Below are 15,937 nucleotides of genomic sequence, written 5' to 3'. Positions count from 1 at the left end.
GAGGTGAGTCTTAGAAATTCGCTTCCAGCGAAACCGTGACGGTGCGGTCCAGGCCGACGATGTACGCAGGGTCGCCATCGCGGAAACCGCTGTAGCTGGCCGCGTTGGTCTTGGTGGTGTACACGCCGTCCAGGTATTTCTTGTCGAACAGGTTGTCGACGTTCAGGCGCAGGGTCGCGTCCTTGACCACCTTCTTGTCCACCGGCAGGTAAATACCGGCGCCGAGGTTGAACACAGTGCGACCGGAAATCGCCTCGTCGTTGGTCAGGTCGCCGTAGAGCTTGCTGGTGTACTTGCCGCCGAAGGTGCCGTAGAAGCGCCCGTCGTCATAGCCGATGTTGGCCGCCAGCATGTTCTTGGGCACATTGGCGAACTGCTTGCCGCTGGTGGGCAGCACGATGGGTTTGCCGGCGTTGTAGACGGTCAGGTCATCCTGCTGCTCGGCCTTGGTGTAGGTGTAGGAGGTGTAGTAATTGAAGTGGTGGGGCAACTGGCCGCTCCACTCCAGTTCCAGGCCTTTGTTGACCACGGAGCCCGCGTTGATGTCGGCAAAGTCACCGTTGATGTCCCGGGACGACACTTGGCGGTTCTTGAAGTCCATGTAGAACAGGGTGGCGGCCAGGCTCATGTCGTCGCCGCTGTAGCGCCAGCCCAGTTCATGGTTCCAGCTGGTTTCCGGCTCGGCGTCGATCGAGCCGGCGCCTTTGTCGTAGAGCACGTAGTTCTGCGGCACGCGCATGTTGCGCGACAGGCTGTAGAACAACTGGTCACGCTCGTCCAGTTGGTATTTCAGGCCGGCGTTGGGCAGCAGTTTGTTGTAGGTCTGGTTACGTTTTTCCGGGCGTTCGTTGAGGCTGCCGTGGTTGGTGCCTTCACGCTCGACGTTCATGTAGGCCAGGCCTGCGATGAAGGTCCAGTCCGGGTTGATGTACCAGGTGTCCTGGGCCCAGACCTTTTGCGCCGGCGTCACGGTGAAACGGTCGCGACCCTGCACGGTGTTGCCGTTGGCATCGACGATGGCGCTGTTGGAGTCCGGCCAGGTGTCCACCGGCTTGCCGTTGCTCTTGAGCGGAATGAACGGCTGGGTCTGGCTCTGGCGTGCGCGCTCGTACCAGTAACCGAATTGCAGGCTGTGGTCGCCCAGGTCCCAGGTCAGCTTGGTGGTGATGCCTGGGCGCCAGGTTTGCGTGCGTGAAGGGCGGTAGTAGACGCCGCTGTTGGGTGTGCCGTCGGCGTTGTATTGGGCGGCGGTGGGCAGGTTGCCAAGGTCGAACACACCGCCCTGGTTGGAGCCACGGTTGAGGGGGTAGCTGGATGAACCAACGCCGCTGCCATTGCCCCAGTAGTAATACGGGATCACCGACAGCGCGAGGTTATCGGCCAGTTTGAACTGGGTGTTGAGCACGGCGGTGAAGGTCTGGAACGGGTTCTGCGCCAGGGCGTAATAGCTGTTGTACTTGCCGTTGCTGCCCACGCTGGGGGTGGCCGGATAAGGGTCGTACTTGCGGCCATTTTGCTGGAATTGCGCCTTGGTCAACTGGCTGTAACTGTTGTTGTCCTGCTCGTGGTACTTGAGGATCAGGTTGGCGGTGTTGCCATTGCCGGCGTCGAAGAAGCTGTTCCACTCCACCTTGTCCGCGCGTACCGCGCCCGAGCCGCGCCACATTTCGCCTTCGGTATGGGACACCGACAGCCAGTTGCTCAGGCCGTTGATTTCGCCGGTATTGAGGCGGGCAAAAGTCTTGCGCGTGGCATTGCTGCCGACGACCTGTTTGACGAAGGCGCCGGTTTCCTTGGTCGGGCGAATGGTCACGATGCCAATGTTGCCGCCGCTGGAACCAATGTGCGGGCCGTCGGATTCCGCGGCGCCCTGGGTGACGAAGATCTGGTCGATGTTTTCCGGGTCGCCCAGCAGGTTGGAATACAGCGCGTAGTTGCCCGAATCATTGATCGGCATGCCGTCCACCGACATGCCTACCTGGTCTGAGTTCATGCCGCGCATGGTGAAGCGAAAGCCCGACAGGCCGGTGTTGTCTTCACTGGAGATGTTCAAGCCCGGGGTGTACTTGAGCTTGTCGATGGCATTGCCCGTGGCCGCCTGTTTATCCAGTGCTTCCTTGGTCACCGTGGAGCGGCCTTTGATGCTTTCCTCCGGCACCATGTAACCGCCCCCGGCGGTCGCCTTGCCTTGTACGCCAATGGTGCCGACGTCACTGTCGCTGGTCTCTGCCATGACCATTCCCTGGGTCATGCTGGTCGCGGCCACTAGTGCCAGATGAATACGGGTGAACTTCATCACTGTCGTCCTGGTGTCGGGTGCTTATTGCACGCTGTAGTTGAAGGTGGCGGTGAAGCGCTGCTCATTGCGCCCCCCGAAGGCTTGCTCGGGGAACGGTTTGACTTGCTTGATGCGACGCAAGCTATTGGTGGCGGCCCGGTTGAGCAGCATGCTCGAGGCCTGGGTTTGTAAACCTGAGTCGAGTACGCGGCCTTGACGGTCTACCAGCAACCACACCACCACCTCGCCGCTCGGGCGTTCGAGGGACGCCTGGCGCCCGGTGGGGTACTGCTTGTAGGTGTCCAGTTCGTTGCGCAAGCCTTTGAGATAACCGCTTTCCAGGGCCTGGCCATCGACCTTCGGTGGCGCCGGTGGGGCGGGTGTCGGTGCCGCTTGGGCCACCGGGGCCGGGGCTGGTTTGGCGGCCACCGGTGGCGGCGTTGGCGCGGGCTTGGCGACCACGGGCGCAGGCTTGGGCACAGGTTTTGGCTTGGGCTTGGGTTCGGGTTTAGGCAGGGGCTTGGGCGGTGGCGGCGGGGGAGCAGGCTCGGCCTCTTCCTCTTCGATCACCGGCGGTGGCGGTTCTTGCTCCACCACCGGTTCAGGGACCACTTCCGGTTCCGGCTCGACCAAGGCCAATTCGACCGCCGACTCGTCATACACCGGCTCGACTTTCAACGTCTGGGACTGGATACCCAGTGCAATCAGCACCAGGGCGATCAGGGCCGGGACACTGCCCAGCAGCTGACGCGCACGAAACAGAACGTACATGGTCAGGACTTACGCGTAGCAATGGACACGGAGGTGAAGCCACCCAGGCGCAGGGTGTCCATCACTTCCACCAGGCGCGAAACCTCCACGCCTTTGTCGCTGTTGACGATGATCGTCGACTTGGTATCGGGCTTTTCGGCAGCCTTCAGCGCGGGCACCAGGGCATCCACCGTCAGGTCCTTGCCGTCCAGTTGCAACTGGCCTTCCAGGCCCAGGGTGAGGATGAATTTGTTCTGCGGCTTGAGCTGCTGGGAACTGCTGGCGCTGGGCAATTGGGTCTTCATGCCGAGCGCGGGAATCACGTTCAGGCTCACCAGTACGAAAAACACCAGCAGGAACATCATCACGTCGATCATCGGGATCAGCTCGATGTGCGCCTTGCGTTTCTTGGGTTCGTCCCAGGTTCTCATTCCGTTACCCCGTCATTGAATTAGGGGCAAAACGCTAACAGCCAAAAATGACCGATTGGTTAACTTTAATTGACCGTTTGGAGGCTCTAGGACGCGTCTTTCAGAAAACTTACCAGTCAGTTTTCGGGCGTAATGAAACTGACACTCGGGGCATCCATGCTTGAGAAATTTATCTTGAGAGCCGGCTCCCATGCCCACTGCATTGCCTCAATTGACGACCCCGCGACTGCTGTTGCGCGCACTGCATATGCACCAGGCGCAGGTGCTTTTCACGCTTGCCAACGGGCCGAAAATTGCCGACAACACGGCGAACATTCCATCGCCCTACACCCTGGAAACCGCCCAGGATTTTATTGCCGGGATCGCTGACAAGTACCGCAACGGTGAGCTGCTGAACCTGGGGATGCATGTGCGCGGCACCGATGAATTGGTCGGCATGGTCAGCCTGCGTATCAATGCTCACCATCACTATGGGCACTTGGGGGGCTGGGTGGCGGCACACTGTCGTAATCAGGGTTACGCGGCGGAAGCGGCGAGCGCGGTGATGGACTTCGGCTTCGAGGCGCTAGGGTTGCAGCGCGTGGGCAGCCAGTGTTTCGCGCGCAACAAGGAGTCGGCGCGGGTCATGGAAAAGATCGGCCTGCGCTATGAAGGTTGCATGCGCCAGGCGTTTTTAAAGAACGGCGCGTATGAGGACATGCTCGGGTTTGCCACCGTACGTGACGACTGGGAGCGCTGCCGGTGAGCGGCGAAGTCGACCACGGCCGGCGCCGGGTCCTCGGCGGGCTGGCGGTCGCTACGGCGTTTTCTATTCTCAGCCCGTTTGCGCGCAGTGCCGGGGTGGATTATCCGTTCACCCTTGGCGTGGCTTCCGGCGACCCGCTGCCGGATGGCTTTGTGATCTGGACGCGCTTGGCACCTTTGTTCAATGCGGCGGATGGCCGTGGCGGCCTGAGTCGCACGGTGCCGGTGCGTTGGCGGGTGGCCAGCGATGCGGCGATGACGCGCATTGTGAAGCAGGGCGAAGTACTGGCGACGCCGCGTTTTGCTCACGCAGTGCATGTCGAAGTGGCGGGGTTGGCGGCGGATCGGCCGTATTGGTATCAGTTTGAAGGGCTCGGCGCGCAGAGCCCGGTGGGCCAGTCGCGCACGATGCCGGCGCTGCACGCCATGGCCTCGGCCCGGCTGGGCTTTGTGTCGTGTTCGCACTGGGAGCGTGGCTATTTCAGCGCCTACCGACACCTTGCCGCCGAGCAGCCGGACCTGGTGTTTTTCCTCGGTGATTATATTTACGACAGTTCCTATGCGGCGCAGTCGGGCAAGGTGTTTCGTTCCCACGGCAGCGGCAATGCGCAAAGCCTGAGCGATTACCGCAACCGCTACGCACTGTACAAGACTGATCCAGATCTTCAGGCCCTTCATGCCGCGGCCCCCAGCGTCGTCACCTGGGACGATCACGAGGTCCAGAATGACTACGCCAACCGCTGGTCCCAGGACCCGAAGGTGGCCGTGGCGCAGTTTCTCAAGCAACGGGCCGCGGCGTACCAGGCGTTTTACGAACACATGCCCCTGCGTGCCAGCAGCGTGCCGAAGGGGCCGGACATGCGCATCTACCGGCGCCTGGATTACGGCCAGCTTGCGCGTTTCCATGTGCTCGATGGTCGCCAGTACCGTTCCGAGCAACCGTGCATCGCGGCCAATGGCAGCCATCAAGGGCATATTGTCACCACCCCTTGCAGCGACCTGCGTGACCCTGGCCGCACGTTGCTCGGCTGGCAGCAAGAGGCCTGGCTGGACCAAGGATTTGCCCAGTCCAAGGCGCAGTGGAATATCATCGCCCAGGATTTGCTGGTGGCGCCGCTGATGCAGCGTGACCTCACCAACCATAAGCTTGGCCGCTGGACCGATGGTTGGGATGGCTACATGGCTAACCGCTCACGGATGCTGGCGTCGATCGTGCGCAACCGGGTGAAGAACCCGGTGTTCTGGGGTGGGGATATTCATTCGTTCTGGGCCACCGACCTGCATGCCGACGCCGACAGGCCAGACTCGGCGGTGGTCGCCACCGAGTTTGTCGGCTCGTCGGTCACCTCCGACGGCCCGCCCTATGACGCGTTCATGAAGATCATGCCGCTCAACCCCCATGTGAAGTTCTTCGACAGCCGCCAGCGTGGCTATGTGTCGGTGGAGTTGGCGGCCAACACCATGTTGACGAATTTTCGTGCGATCAGCGACCCGCGTGACCCGGCGGCGACGGTGTCGACGTTGAAGTCGTTCGTCAATGAATCGGGCCAGCCGAGCGTGGCCCTGTAGGAGCGAGCTTGCTCGCGAAAAACTCACAGGCACCGTGTGCAACCTGACTGCTCGCGTTATCGTTAACGTTCTTCGCGAGCAAGCTCGCTCCTACAGTGTCAGGGTGTCAGGGTGTCAGGGTGTCAGCGAGGCTGTAGCGTACTGACAGCGCGCCTTTTTTTTCCGATAGCGCCAGGATCGTCACCTGGCCCAGTTCGCTCAACGCTTGAACATGCGTGCCGCCACAGGCGTAAGCCGGCAACTCGCCGAAGCCGACTTCACGGGTGCCGTCTTCCAGCGTCATATGGCGGGGATAGTCGGCGGCGATCCATGTGTTGACCCACTGCTGGAGCGTCTGCGCATCCATGTCTTGCGCGGCCTGGCCACGGATAAAGGTGATCTTGCCTTCGCCCGGCCAATGGTGGGCTTTGATCGGCATCCAGCCCAGGCGTTCGCCAGCATTGCCGATCAAATGCCCTGCCGAATGCAGACGTGTGTGCAAGGCGCGCCGCTCTGCGTCGACGCGTGCAATGACAGGTCCAGGTTCCAGAGGTTGGTCGACGTAGTGCACCACCCGTTCGGCTTCCTGCATGACTCGCAGTACCTGGCTGTCGCCGAGCCAGCCGGTGTCGAATGGCTGGCCGCCGCCTTGGGGATGGAAAATCGTCGATTGCACAATCACGGCGAATTGCTCTTCGTACGGGGTGCAACTGAGCACTTCCAGCTCGGCCGTCAGGTGATCGTGGGTAAAAAACAGGCGCTCGGTCATCATCTACATCCGCATCAGGGTTCTGTGGGCAGTATAAATAGTGCGCAGATGAGTGATAATCCGCTCAATTATCAATGGACCTGTGCGTCATGAGCATCAATCTTCCTTTGCCGTTATTGGGTGAAATGGCGATTTTCGTCAAGGTCGTGGAAACCGGCAGCTTCTCTGAAGCGGCGCGGCAACTCAGTGTTTCGCCTTCGGCGGTGAGCCGCAGCATCTCGCGCCTGGAACACGCCCTGGCCACGCGCCTGCTACAACGCACCACGCGCAAGCTGCGCCTGAGCGAGGGTGGCGAGGAGGTGTTCAAGCGTTGCCAGGAGATGGTCAACGCGGCGCGCTCAGTGATGGAAATCAGTGGGCAATTCACCCATGAAGCCGAGGGCCTGGTGCGGGTCAGTGTGCCCAAGGCGGTGGGGCGTTTCGTGGTGCACCCACATATGCCGGAATTCTTGCGGCGCTATCCCAAGGTGGATGTGCAATTGATCCTGGAAGATCGGCATGTGGATTTGATCGACGACAACGTCGACTTGAGCATCCGCATCACCGACAGCCCGCCGCCAGGCTTGGTCGGGCGCCAGCTGTTGCCCATCGAACATTTGCTGTGCGCGACGCCGCAGTACCTGGCCGAGCACGGTACACCGAGCCATCCCCATGATCTGCTTGGGCACAGTTGCATCTATCTGGGTGAGACACCGGGAGATTCACGCTGGAAGTTTCGCCACGCTGGCAAGGCAGTCACGGTCGGCGTACGCGGGCGGTATGCGGCGAACCACACCGGGGTGCGGCTGGAGGCGGCGTTGCAGCATGTCGGGATTGCCAGCTTGCCGTATTTCACCGCACGGCATGCGTTGGAAGCGGGGGAGTTGGTGCAGGTGTTGCCAGGGTGGGATTTTATTGCCTCGTACCATGGCGAGGCGTGGCTGCTGCACTCGCCCACACGTTACCTGCCGCCGAAGTTGCGGGTGTTTATCGATTATCTGGTGGAGTGCATGGCCAGGGAGCCCACACTGCGCCGACGGTAGGAACGCGGTTGCTCGTTCCCACGCTCTGCGTGGGAATGCCACCTTGGACGCTCCGCGTCCTGCCTTTATGCCTGTGCACGGGTGACGCAGAGCGTCACAGGATGGGTTCCCACGCAGAGCGTGGGAACGAGCATCGTTGTCAGTGTTTGCTCTGGTCTTGAGGCATCGCCAGCAGCTGTTTTTCCTGGTTCCAGTCGAACGGTTCGTCGTTCTGTTCGGCTTCATAGCGACGTTCTTCCAGGGCCTGGTACAGGTCCAGTTCTTCGTCAGGCATGAAGTGCAGGCAGTCGCCACCGAAGAACCACAGCAGGTCGCGGGGCACCAGATGGGCGATTTGCGGGTAACGCACAATGACCTGGCTCATCAGGTCCTGGCCCAGGTACTGGCTTTCGATCGGGTCGATCGGCAGCAGGGCGCGCAGTTCGTCGAAGCGCTCCAGGAACAGTGCGTGGCTTTCCTCGGGCACCTGTTCGGCTTCGCCGACGGCAACCAGGATGCTGCGCAAGTGGTCGAGCAAGACGAGATGATCGGCAACGACGTTGGACACGAGATAAGGCCTCTAAAGCAAAAACGGGCGCGAGAGTATAAGCCTCTCGCGCCCGTTTTTATATGACCGCTCGACTCAGCGGACTTTACCCTCTGCCTGCATCAGCTCTTCCTTGCTGAAATCATCCACGTCGATCACCTTGCGTCGCGCCGCCTCGGCATCGCGCAGAGTTTGCGCCTCGGCCGGTTGCAGCACGCCGGCCTGCAAGGCCGCGTCGATGGCGTGCTCACCGGCCACCGGTTTGACCTGGCCGCTCTTGAGCGCACTGTGAAGTTTTTTCTGCAAGGGATGGCTGGCACCGAGCAGGTCGTAGGCATGTTGCAGGGCGCCTACCGGATCTTCTGCCGATTGCGGGCGATAACAGCCAGCCAGCAACTCTTCCAGGGTCGGGTCGCCCTTGGCGCGGCCGATCACGGCTGCCACTTCGGCATCCAGCGCGTCGGACGGCCCGGTATGACGACGCCCGAATGGGAACACAATCACTCGCAGCAGGCAGCCCAGCACCTTGTTCGGGAAGTTGCTCAGCAGCTCATCCAGTGCACGTTCCGATTCACCCAGGCTTTCTTCCATGGCCCAGGCAAACAGCGGCTCCAGATGGTCCGGCGAGTCCAGGTCGTGGTAACGCTTGAGCGCCGCGGAGGCCAGGTACATGTGGCTGAGCACATCACCCAGGCGGGCGGACAGGCGTTCGCGGCGCTTGAGCTCGCCACCCAGCAACATCATGCTCAGGTCGGCCAGCAGGGCAAACGCAGCCGCCTGGCGGTTCAGAGCACGGAAGTAACCCTGGCTCAACCGGTTGCCCGGAGCTTTTTCAAAGTGCCCGAAGCCCAGGTTCAGCACCAATGTGCTGGCAGCGTTACTCACGGCGAAGCCGATGTGTTGCATCAGCAGGCCGTCGAATTCCTTCAACGCCTGGTCATGGTCTTCGCGACCGGCCAGGGCCATTTCCTTGAGCACGAAGGGATGGCAACGAATCGCGCCCTGGCCGAAGATCATCAAGTTACGCGAGAGGATATTGGCGCCTTCCACGGTGATGAAGATCGGTGCGCCCTGCCAGTTGCGGCCCAGGTAGTTGTTGGGCCCCATGATGATGCCCTTGCCGCCGTGCACGTCCATGGCGTGGCTGATGCACTCACGGCCGCGCTCGGTCAGGTGGTACTTGAGGATCGCCGACAGCACCGACGGCTTCTCGCCCAGGTCCACGGCGTTGGCGGTGAGCATGCGCGCGCTGTCCATCAGCCAGGCGTTGCCACCGATGCGCGCCAGGGCTTCCTGGATGCCTTCGAAGGCCGACAGCGGTACGTTGAACTGTTCGCGCACCTGGGCGTATTGCCCGGTCACCAGGCTGGTGAACTTGGCGGCACCGGTGCCGACAGCGGGCAGCGAGATCGAACGGCCGACCGACAGGCAGTTCATCAGCATCATCCAGCCCTTGCCGAGCATTTCCTGGCCACCGATCAGGTATTCCAGGGGGATGAACACATCTTTGCCGGAGTTGGGGCCGTTCATGAAGGCGGCGCCAAGCGGCAGGTGACGACGGCCGATTTCCACGCCAGGGGTGTCGGTAGGAATCAACGCGAGGCTGATGCCCAGGTCTTCTTCTTCGCCCAGCAGGTGGTCCGGGTCATGGGCCTTGAAGGCCAGGCCGAGCAAGGTCGCGACCGGGCCGAGGGTGATGTAGCGTTTTTCCCAGTTCAGGCGCAGGCCGAGGGTTTCCTTGCCTTGCCATTCGCCTTTGCAGATCACCCCGGTGTCGGGCATGGCGCCCGCATCGGAGCCGGCCAGCGGGCCGGTGAGGGCGAAGCACGGGATGTCGTCGCCACGGGCCAGGCGCGGCAGGTAGTGGTTACGTTGTTCCTCGGTGCCGTAGTGCAGCAGCAGTTCGGCCGGGCCCAGGGAGTTGGGGACCATCACGGTGGAGGCGAGGTCACCGCTACGGGTTGCGAGCTTCATGGCAACCTGGGAGTGGGCATAGGCGGAGAAGCCCTTGCCGCCGTACTCCTTGGGAATGATCAGGGCGAAGAAACCATGGGTCTTGATGTGTTCCCAGGCTTGCGGCGGCAGGTCCATGGCCTGGCCGATTTCCCAGTCGCTGACCATGGCGCAGAGTTCTTCGGTGGGGCCGTCGATAAACGCCTGCTCTTCCTCGGTCAATTGCGCCTTGGGGTAGGCCAGCAATTTGTCCCAGTCGGGGCGGCCACTGAACAGTTCGCCGTCCCACCAGACGGTGCCGGCATCGATCGCATCGCGCTCGGTCTCGGACATCGGCGGCAGCACTTTCTGGAACCAGCTGAACAGCGGCTTGGTGAAGTATTGGCGGCGCAGGTCAGGCAGCAACAACGGCGCGGCCACCACGGCCAGGAGCACCCAGAAGATCAGCAGCAGCCAACCCGGTGCGTGGCTCCAGGCGCCCATCGCCAGCAGGTAGACGGCGACCACGCCCAGGGCGGGCAGGGGGGCAGTACGGCGGTGTGCCAGGTAGGCAATGCCGACCACCAGCACCAGTATCCACAACAACAGCATATTCAATCCTCCGTGAACCAGGGGCGAAACCACCAGGGAGCTTAGTCGGCATCCGAACAAGCCGGGTGATCAGGGTGTAACAAGGTGTACTGGGCAACCCATCAGCCGGCGCCGGCATTTGGCCGAATCGTCGTTATCTCTCGGGCAGGCCTGGTGGTTAAACTCCAGGCTCCCCTCGGAGATCAAGCTCATGAATACGTACTTGAGTCCCAGCCGCTTCATCGATAGTGACCACCCTGTGGTGGTGGAGTTCGCCGAGAAACATCGCGGAACCCGCCCGGATTTAAGTGACCAGGCAGTCAGTCTTTACTACGCGGTGCGTGAGGCCATTCGCTACAACCCCTACACCTTCAGCCGTGACCCCAACACCTTGAGCGCCAGCTTTGCCCTGGCGGCCGGCGAAAGCTACTGCGTACCCAAAGCCACGTTGCTCGCCGCTTGCGCGCGCCACTGCGGCATTCCCGCACGCATTGGCCTGGCGGACGTGCGCAACCACCTGTCCACCCCGCGGCTGCTCGCCCTGCTCAAAAGTGACGTGTTCGCCATGCACGGTTATACCGAGCTTTACCTGAACGGCCGCTGGGTCAAGGCCACGCCGGCGTTCAACCAGCAACTGTGCGAAGTGTTCGACGTGCCGCCGTTGGAATTCGATGGCCTACACGACAGCGTGTTCCACGCGTTCAATCGCCAGGGCCAGCGTTCGATGGAGTACGTGGTGGACCACGGGCAATTTGCTGACGTGCCCGAAGCATTTTTCTTCGCGCATATCCGCCAGTGTTACCCGCACTTGTTTGGCGACGATGCGCCCACCTTGCTCGGCGATATGCAGGGCGATTTAAGCCGCGGCTGAACCGGCGTATGCTGCTGCCTTCATCAAGCCATGTTCATCAACGATAAGGCGCGGTCATGCTGAAGATCTGGGGTCGTAAAAATTCATCAAACGTCAGGAAAGCACTGTGGTGCGCCGAGGAACTCGGCCTGGACTATGAAGCAATTGATGCGGGCGGGGCTTTTGGTGTGGTCGATACCCCGCAATACCGGGCCATGAACCCCAATGGCCGGGTGCCGGTGATCGAAGATGGCGACTTTGTGCTGTGGGAATCCAACACCATCGTGCGTTACCTGTGCGCCAAGCAGGCATCGGACTTTTACCCCAGCGACCTGCAAGCCCGGGCCAATGCCGAGAAGTGGATGGACTGGACCACTTCCACGCTCGCCGACCCGTTCAAGGCGGTGTTCTGGGGCATCGTGCGCACCCCGGCTGACCAGCAAAACTGGGACAGTATCAATGCCGGGCGCCAAGCCTGTATCGACGCGCTCAAAACCGTCGAGCAAGCCCTCGCCGAGCAACCCTACCTGTCCGGCCAGGCGTTCGGCATGGGCGATATTCCCTTGGGCTGCTTTATCTACGCCTGGTTCGAGATGCCCATCGAACGCCCCGCCATGCCCCATCTGGAGGCCTGGTACCAGCGCCTGCAACAGCGCCCGGCCTACCGCAAGGCGGTGATGACCGCGTTGACTTAATACACACTATTAATACGGGTGACTGTACTTGTGCGGCATGGGCACGCACCATGCTCGCACTGCATCGCAGGTTGAACTACCTGGGGTGTGCCTTCATCTATTCTTTCTATTCCCTTCTTTGGTGCGTATTCCCATATGAGTTCCGCTCTGTCCATCCGGCAGCTAACCAAAACCTACGGCAACGGTTTCCAGGCCCTGAGTGGTATCGATCTGGACGTTGCCGAAGGTGACTTCTTCGCCTTGCTCGGCCCCAACGGTGCCGGCAAATCCACCACCATCGGTATTCTCTCGACCCTGGTCAACAAAACCAGCGGCACGGTGAATATCTTCGGGCATGACCTGGACAAATCCCCGGCGGCGCTCAAGCGCTCCATTGGCGTGGTGCCCCAGGAATTCAATTTCAACCAGTTCGAAAAGACCTTCGACATTGTGGTGACCCAGGCTGGCTACTACGGCATTCCGGCGAAAGTCGCCAAGGAACGCGCCGAGCAGTACCTGACCCAACTGGGCCTGTGGGACAAGCGTGACGTGCCTTCGCGCTCGCTGTCCGGTGGCATGAAGCGCCGCCTGATGATCGCCCGCGCCCTGGTGCATGAGCCGCGCCTGTTGATCCTCGACGAACCTACCGCCGGCGTGGATATCGAACTGCGCCGCTCAATGTGGACCTTCCTCACTGAACTGAACGAGAAGGGCATCACCATCATCCTCACCACCCACTACCTGGAAGAGGCTGAGCAGTTGTGCCGCAACATCGGCATCATTGACCACGGCACCATTGTCGAGAACACCAGCATGCGCAACCTGCTGGGCCAGTTGCATGTGGAAACCTTCCTGCTCGACCTGAAAAACAATCTCTCGGTGGCGCCGCAGTTGCTCGGCTACCCCAGCCGGCTGGTGGACAGCCACACCCTGGAAGTCCAGGTAGATAAGGCCATGGGCATCACCGCGCTGTTCACCCAGTTGGCGACTCAGAACATCGAAGTGCTGAGCCTGCGTAATAAAACCAATCGCCTTGAGGAGTTGTTCGTGTCCCTGGTGGAGAAAAATCTGGCGAAGGTGGCGGTATGAGTTCTGAACTGCAACCCAACCTCGTCGCGCTGCAAACCATCGTCTATCGCGAAGTGAAACGCTTTACCCGGATCTGGCCGCAGACCCTGCTGCCGCCGGCGATCACCATGGTCCTGTACTTTGTGATCTTCGGTAACCTGATCGGCCGGCAGATCGGCGACATGGGTGGTTTCACCTACATGGAGTACATCGTGCCGGGCCTGATCATGATGTCGGTGATCACCAACTCCTACGGCAACGTGGTATCGAGTTTCTTTGGCAGCAAGTTCCAGCGCTCCATCGAAGAACTGATGGTCTCGCCGGTGTCACCGCACACCATCCTCATCGGCTACACCCTGGGCGGCGTGTTGCGTGGCCTGATGGTGGGAGTGATCGTGACGCTGCTGTCCCTGTTCTTTACCCACCTGCAGGTGCATCACCTGGGGGTCACCATTCTGGTGGTCGTGCTGACGGCGACGATCTTCTCGCTGCTGGGCTTTATCAACGCCGTGTTCGCACGCAACTTCGATGATATTTCCATTATCCCGACCTTCGTGCTGACGCCGTTGACCTACCTGGGCGGGGTGTTTTATTCCATCACCTTGCTGCCGCCGTTCTGGCAGACGGTGTCCCTGGCCAACCCGGTACTGCACATGGTCAACGCCTTCCGCTACGGCATTCTGGGCGTGTCGGATATCAAGATCAGCGTGGCGATCACCTTCATGATCGTGGCCACCATCGTCTTGTATATCGGTTGTGCGCGGTTACTGGTGAGTGGGCGTGGGATGCGTACCTAGCCGCTGACGGCACGCGGTAAAAAATGTGGGAGCGGGCTTGCTCGCGAATGCGGTAGATCAGTTGCTGATGCATTGACTGACACGACGCCTTCGCGAGCAAGCCCGCTCCCACATTTGCTATGTGCAGGGCTTTAAGCCTTCAGTGCCAGTTCGATCAGGGCATGCAGTTCTTCTACCGCCAAAGGCTGGGCCGAAAATAGAATACGAAACACCATCGGTGCGGCGAGCAGGTTGATCAGATGGTCAACGCTCGGCGGCTGTTCCTGCGGGTAGCGGTCCACGATCACCTGCAACTGCCCACTCAGGATGCTCACGCAATACCCAGGCGTGGGGCTGCTTTGCACGTCGCGCATCATGTTGCGGCCTACGTCCGAACTCATCTCATCCAGGTATTGCTCGGCCCAGGCTTGCAGGTCGCCGCGCAGGCTGCCGGTGTTGGCCGGTTCGGTATCGGGGCGCATACGGGCCAGGGCGACGTCGGCGAGCAGTACTGACAGATCGCCCCAGCGCCGATAGATGGTCGACGGCGTGACGCCTGCACATGCCGCAATCATCGGCACGGTGACGCTGGACCGCTCATGGGTTTCCAGCAGTTCGCGCACCGCCCTGTGGACGGATTCTTGTACCCGGGCACTACGGCCCCCCGGGCGGAGGCCTTCTTTGATCGCCATGGGCAAGACCTTAACACAAAGAATTTGCTTTAAGCGCCAGCGAGTAGCACACTCCACAAAAGCAAAATATTAGCTTTAGCGGAGCGTGCCCATGCCCAGCGTCATCTCTCAACGGTCCAGCCTGGCGTTTCTGGTCATCACCGTGCTGACCTTTCTCGCTGCCTCCAGCGCGCCGACGCCGTTGTACCAGGTGTATCAAGACCACCTGCATTTTTCGGCGGCGATGCTCACGGCCATCTTTGGCGTTTATGCCGTGAGCCTGTTGGCGGCGCTGCTCACCGTAGGGTCGCTTTCGGATTACCTGGGGCGCAAACCGGTGATCTTCGCCGCGTTGCTGCTCAATATCGTGGCGATGTTGCTGTTTATCGTTGCTGACAGCACCAGCTACCTGCTGGCCGCACGCGCCTTGCAGGGTTTCGCGACCGGCACGGCGACCGCGGTATTGGGTGCGACGCTGCTCGACACCGACCGCGTGCGCGGCCCGATGCTCAACAGCCTTGCACCGATGCTCGGCATGGCCAGTGGTGGCCTGGGCAGTGGGCTGCTGGTGGAGTTCGCGCCCTGGCCAACCCAATTGATCTATTTCACCCTGCTGGGCTTGATGGTATTGCAGGCGCTGTATGTGTGGCGCCTGCCTGAAACGGTCAGCCGCATACCGGGCGCCTTGAAGTCGCTGGCGCCAACCCTGCATGTGCCGCCGCAAGCGCGGCGCGCGTTGTGGCTGGCGATGCCATTGAATGTGGCCGTGTGGGCGCTGGGTGGGTTCTTTTCCTCGTTGGCGCCGTCGTTGGTGCGTGTCGCCACGGGTTCGACCTCGCACTTGATCGGCGGCGGGCTGGTGGCGGTGGTGACCTTGAGCGGCGCGGTGATGATCTACAGCCTGCGCAATCACGCGGCTGACAGGGTGATGCGCTTGTCGGCCGCACTGCTGGCCGTGGGCGTGGGGTTACTGCTGGTTGCCGTAAACACCGCCAGCCTGTGGCTGTTCTTTGTCGCCAGTGTGATCGCAGGTCTGGGCTTCGGCGGCGGCTTCATGGGCAGTGTGCGCAGTATCGTGGGCCTGGCGTTGCCCCATGAACGGGCGGGCCTGATGTCGGCGTTCTATGTATTGAGCTACCTGGCGTTCTGCATACCGGCGTTATTGGCGGGTAACCTGAGCCGTGTGTTTGGCCTGATCGCGACTACGGACGGCTACGGTGCGGTGCTTATCTTGCTGTCTCTGGGCGCGCTTGTTGGGTTGTTGTGGCGGGACACGGCGCAGGCAAGGGCGAGGGCATGATTGCGAT

The 15,937-nt window shown here is 61.2% G+C and carries 15 protein-coding genes; 8 read left to right on the top strand and 7 right to left on the bottom strand.

From position 1 onward, the window contains the following. Positions 1–10: 10 nt before the first annotated feature. Genes PSH76_RS17540 through PSH76_RS17530 form a run of 3 tightly spaced genes read right to left on the bottom strand, consistent with a single transcriptional unit; the run spans position 11 to position 3,459 of the window. Entirely contained in the window at positions 11–2,296 is a 2,286-nt protein-coding gene (locus PSH76_RS17540) for a TonB-dependent receptor (RefSeq protein ID WP_032892587.1), read from the bottom strand. Positions 2,297–2,320: 24 nt separating this feature from the next. After that, a complete protein-coding gene (locus PSH76_RS17535) occupies positions 2,321–3,049 on the bottom strand; it encodes an energy transducer TonB (RefSeq protein WP_056788453.1) in 729 nt (242 codons plus the stop codon). Positions 3,050–3,051: 2 nt separating this feature from the next. Beyond that, on the bottom strand, positions 3,052–3,459 hold the full coding sequence (locus PSH76_RS17530) for a biopolymer transporter ExbD (protein WP_005786670.1): 408 nt from the start codon (positions 3,457–3,459) through the stop codon (positions 3,052–3,054). Between the two features lie 190 nt (positions 3,460–3,649). Between PSH76_RS17530 and PSH76_RS17525 the strand changes: the two genes are divergently transcribed. Continuing rightward, a complete protein-coding gene (locus PSH76_RS17525; protein WP_305492680.1) occupies positions 3,650–4,204 on the top strand; it encodes a GNAT family N-acetyltransferase in 555 nt (184 codons plus the stop codon). Further along, positions 4,201–5,772, top strand: coding sequence for an alkaline phosphatase (locus PSH76_RS17520; RefSeq protein ID WP_305492679.1), 1,572 nt, complete (start codon positions 4,201–4,203; stop codon positions 5,770–5,772). Before PSH76_RS17525 ends, PSH76_RS17520 begins: the two co-directional genes overlap by 4 nt. 106 nt (positions 5,773–5,878) lie before the next feature. Here the strand turns inward: PSH76_RS17520 and PSH76_RS17515 are convergent, their stop codons facing one another. Then, on the bottom strand, positions 5,879–6,520 hold the full coding sequence (locus PSH76_RS17515) for an alanyl-tRNA editing protein (protein WP_305492678.1): 642 nt from the start codon (positions 6,518–6,520) through the stop codon (positions 5,879–5,881). An 89-nt stretch (positions 6,521–6,609) separates the two neighbouring features. Here PSH76_RS17515 and PSH76_RS17510 point away from each other — a divergent pair, with 89 nt between their 5' ends. Further along, a complete protein-coding gene (locus PSH76_RS17510; protein WP_305492677.1) occupies positions 6,610–7,542 on the top strand; it encodes a LysR family transcriptional regulator in 933 nt (310 codons plus the stop codon). A gap of 139 nt (positions 7,543–7,681) precedes the next feature. Here the strand turns inward: PSH76_RS17510 and PSH76_RS17505 are convergent, their stop codons facing one another. Both PSH76_RS17505 and PSH76_RS17500 read right to left on the bottom strand, forming a co-directional pair. Next, positions 7,682–8,089, bottom strand: a complete 408-nt coding sequence (locus PSH76_RS17505) for a PA2817 family protein (RefSeq protein ID WP_032892578.1) — start codon at positions 8,087–8,089, stop codon at positions 7,682–7,684. A 75-nt stretch (positions 8,090–8,164) separates the two neighbouring features. Then, entirely contained in the window at positions 8,165–10,612 is a 2,448-nt protein-coding gene (locus PSH76_RS17500) for an acyl-CoA dehydrogenase (protein WP_305492676.1), read from the bottom strand. A 190-nt stretch (positions 10,613–10,802) separates the two neighbouring features. Here PSH76_RS17500 and PSH76_RS17495 point away from each other — a divergent pair, with 190 nt between their 5' ends. From PSH76_RS17495 to PSH76_RS17480, 4 genes are all read left to right on the top strand, one after another. After that, a complete protein-coding gene (locus PSH76_RS17495) occupies positions 10,803–11,462 on the top strand; it encodes a transglutaminase family protein (protein ID WP_032892576.1) in 660 nt (219 codons plus the stop codon). Between the two features lie 56 nt (positions 11,463–11,518). After that, positions 11,519–12,136, top strand: coding sequence for a glutathione S-transferase family protein (locus PSH76_RS17490; RefSeq protein ID WP_032892575.1), 618 nt, complete (start codon positions 11,519–11,521; stop codon positions 12,134–12,136). 135 nt (positions 12,137–12,271) lie between these two features. Then, complete coding sequence (locus PSH76_RS17485) at positions 12,272–13,204, top strand: ABC transporter ATP-binding protein (protein WP_014717781.1); 933 nt, start codon at positions 12,272–12,274, stop codon at positions 13,202–13,204. Further along, positions 13,201–13,980: an ABC transporter permease gene (locus tag PSH76_RS17480; RefSeq protein ID WP_003190115.1), complete on the top strand. Its 780-nt coding sequence runs from the start codon at positions 13,201–13,203 to the stop codon at positions 13,978–13,980. Before PSH76_RS17485 ends, PSH76_RS17480 begins: the two co-directional genes overlap by 4 nt. Positions 13,981–14,111: 131 nt before the next feature. On the opposite strand, the gene PSH76_RS17475 is transcribed toward PSH76_RS17480, so the two are convergent. After that, entirely contained in the window at positions 14,112–14,651 is a 540-nt protein-coding gene (locus PSH76_RS17475; protein ID WP_305492675.1) for a TetR/AcrR family transcriptional regulator, read from the bottom strand. A gap of 91 nt (positions 14,652–14,742) precedes the next feature. Here PSH76_RS17475 and PSH76_RS17470 point away from each other — a divergent pair, with 91 nt between their 5' ends. Continuing rightward, a complete protein-coding gene (locus PSH76_RS17470) occupies positions 14,743–15,930 on the top strand; it encodes an MFS transporter (protein WP_305492674.1) in 1,188 nt (395 codons plus the stop codon). The last annotated feature ends 7 nt before the right edge of the window (positions 15,931–15,937 follow it).

This window comes from Pseudomonas sp. FP215, from assembly GCF_030687795.1.
Lineage (GTDB): Bacteria > Pseudomonadota > Gammaproteobacteria > Pseudomonadales > Pseudomonadaceae > Aquipseudomonas > Aquipseudomonas salmasensis.
Note: the sequence above shows the minus strand (reverse complement) of the source record. Positions and strands in the feature narration are given on the sequence as shown.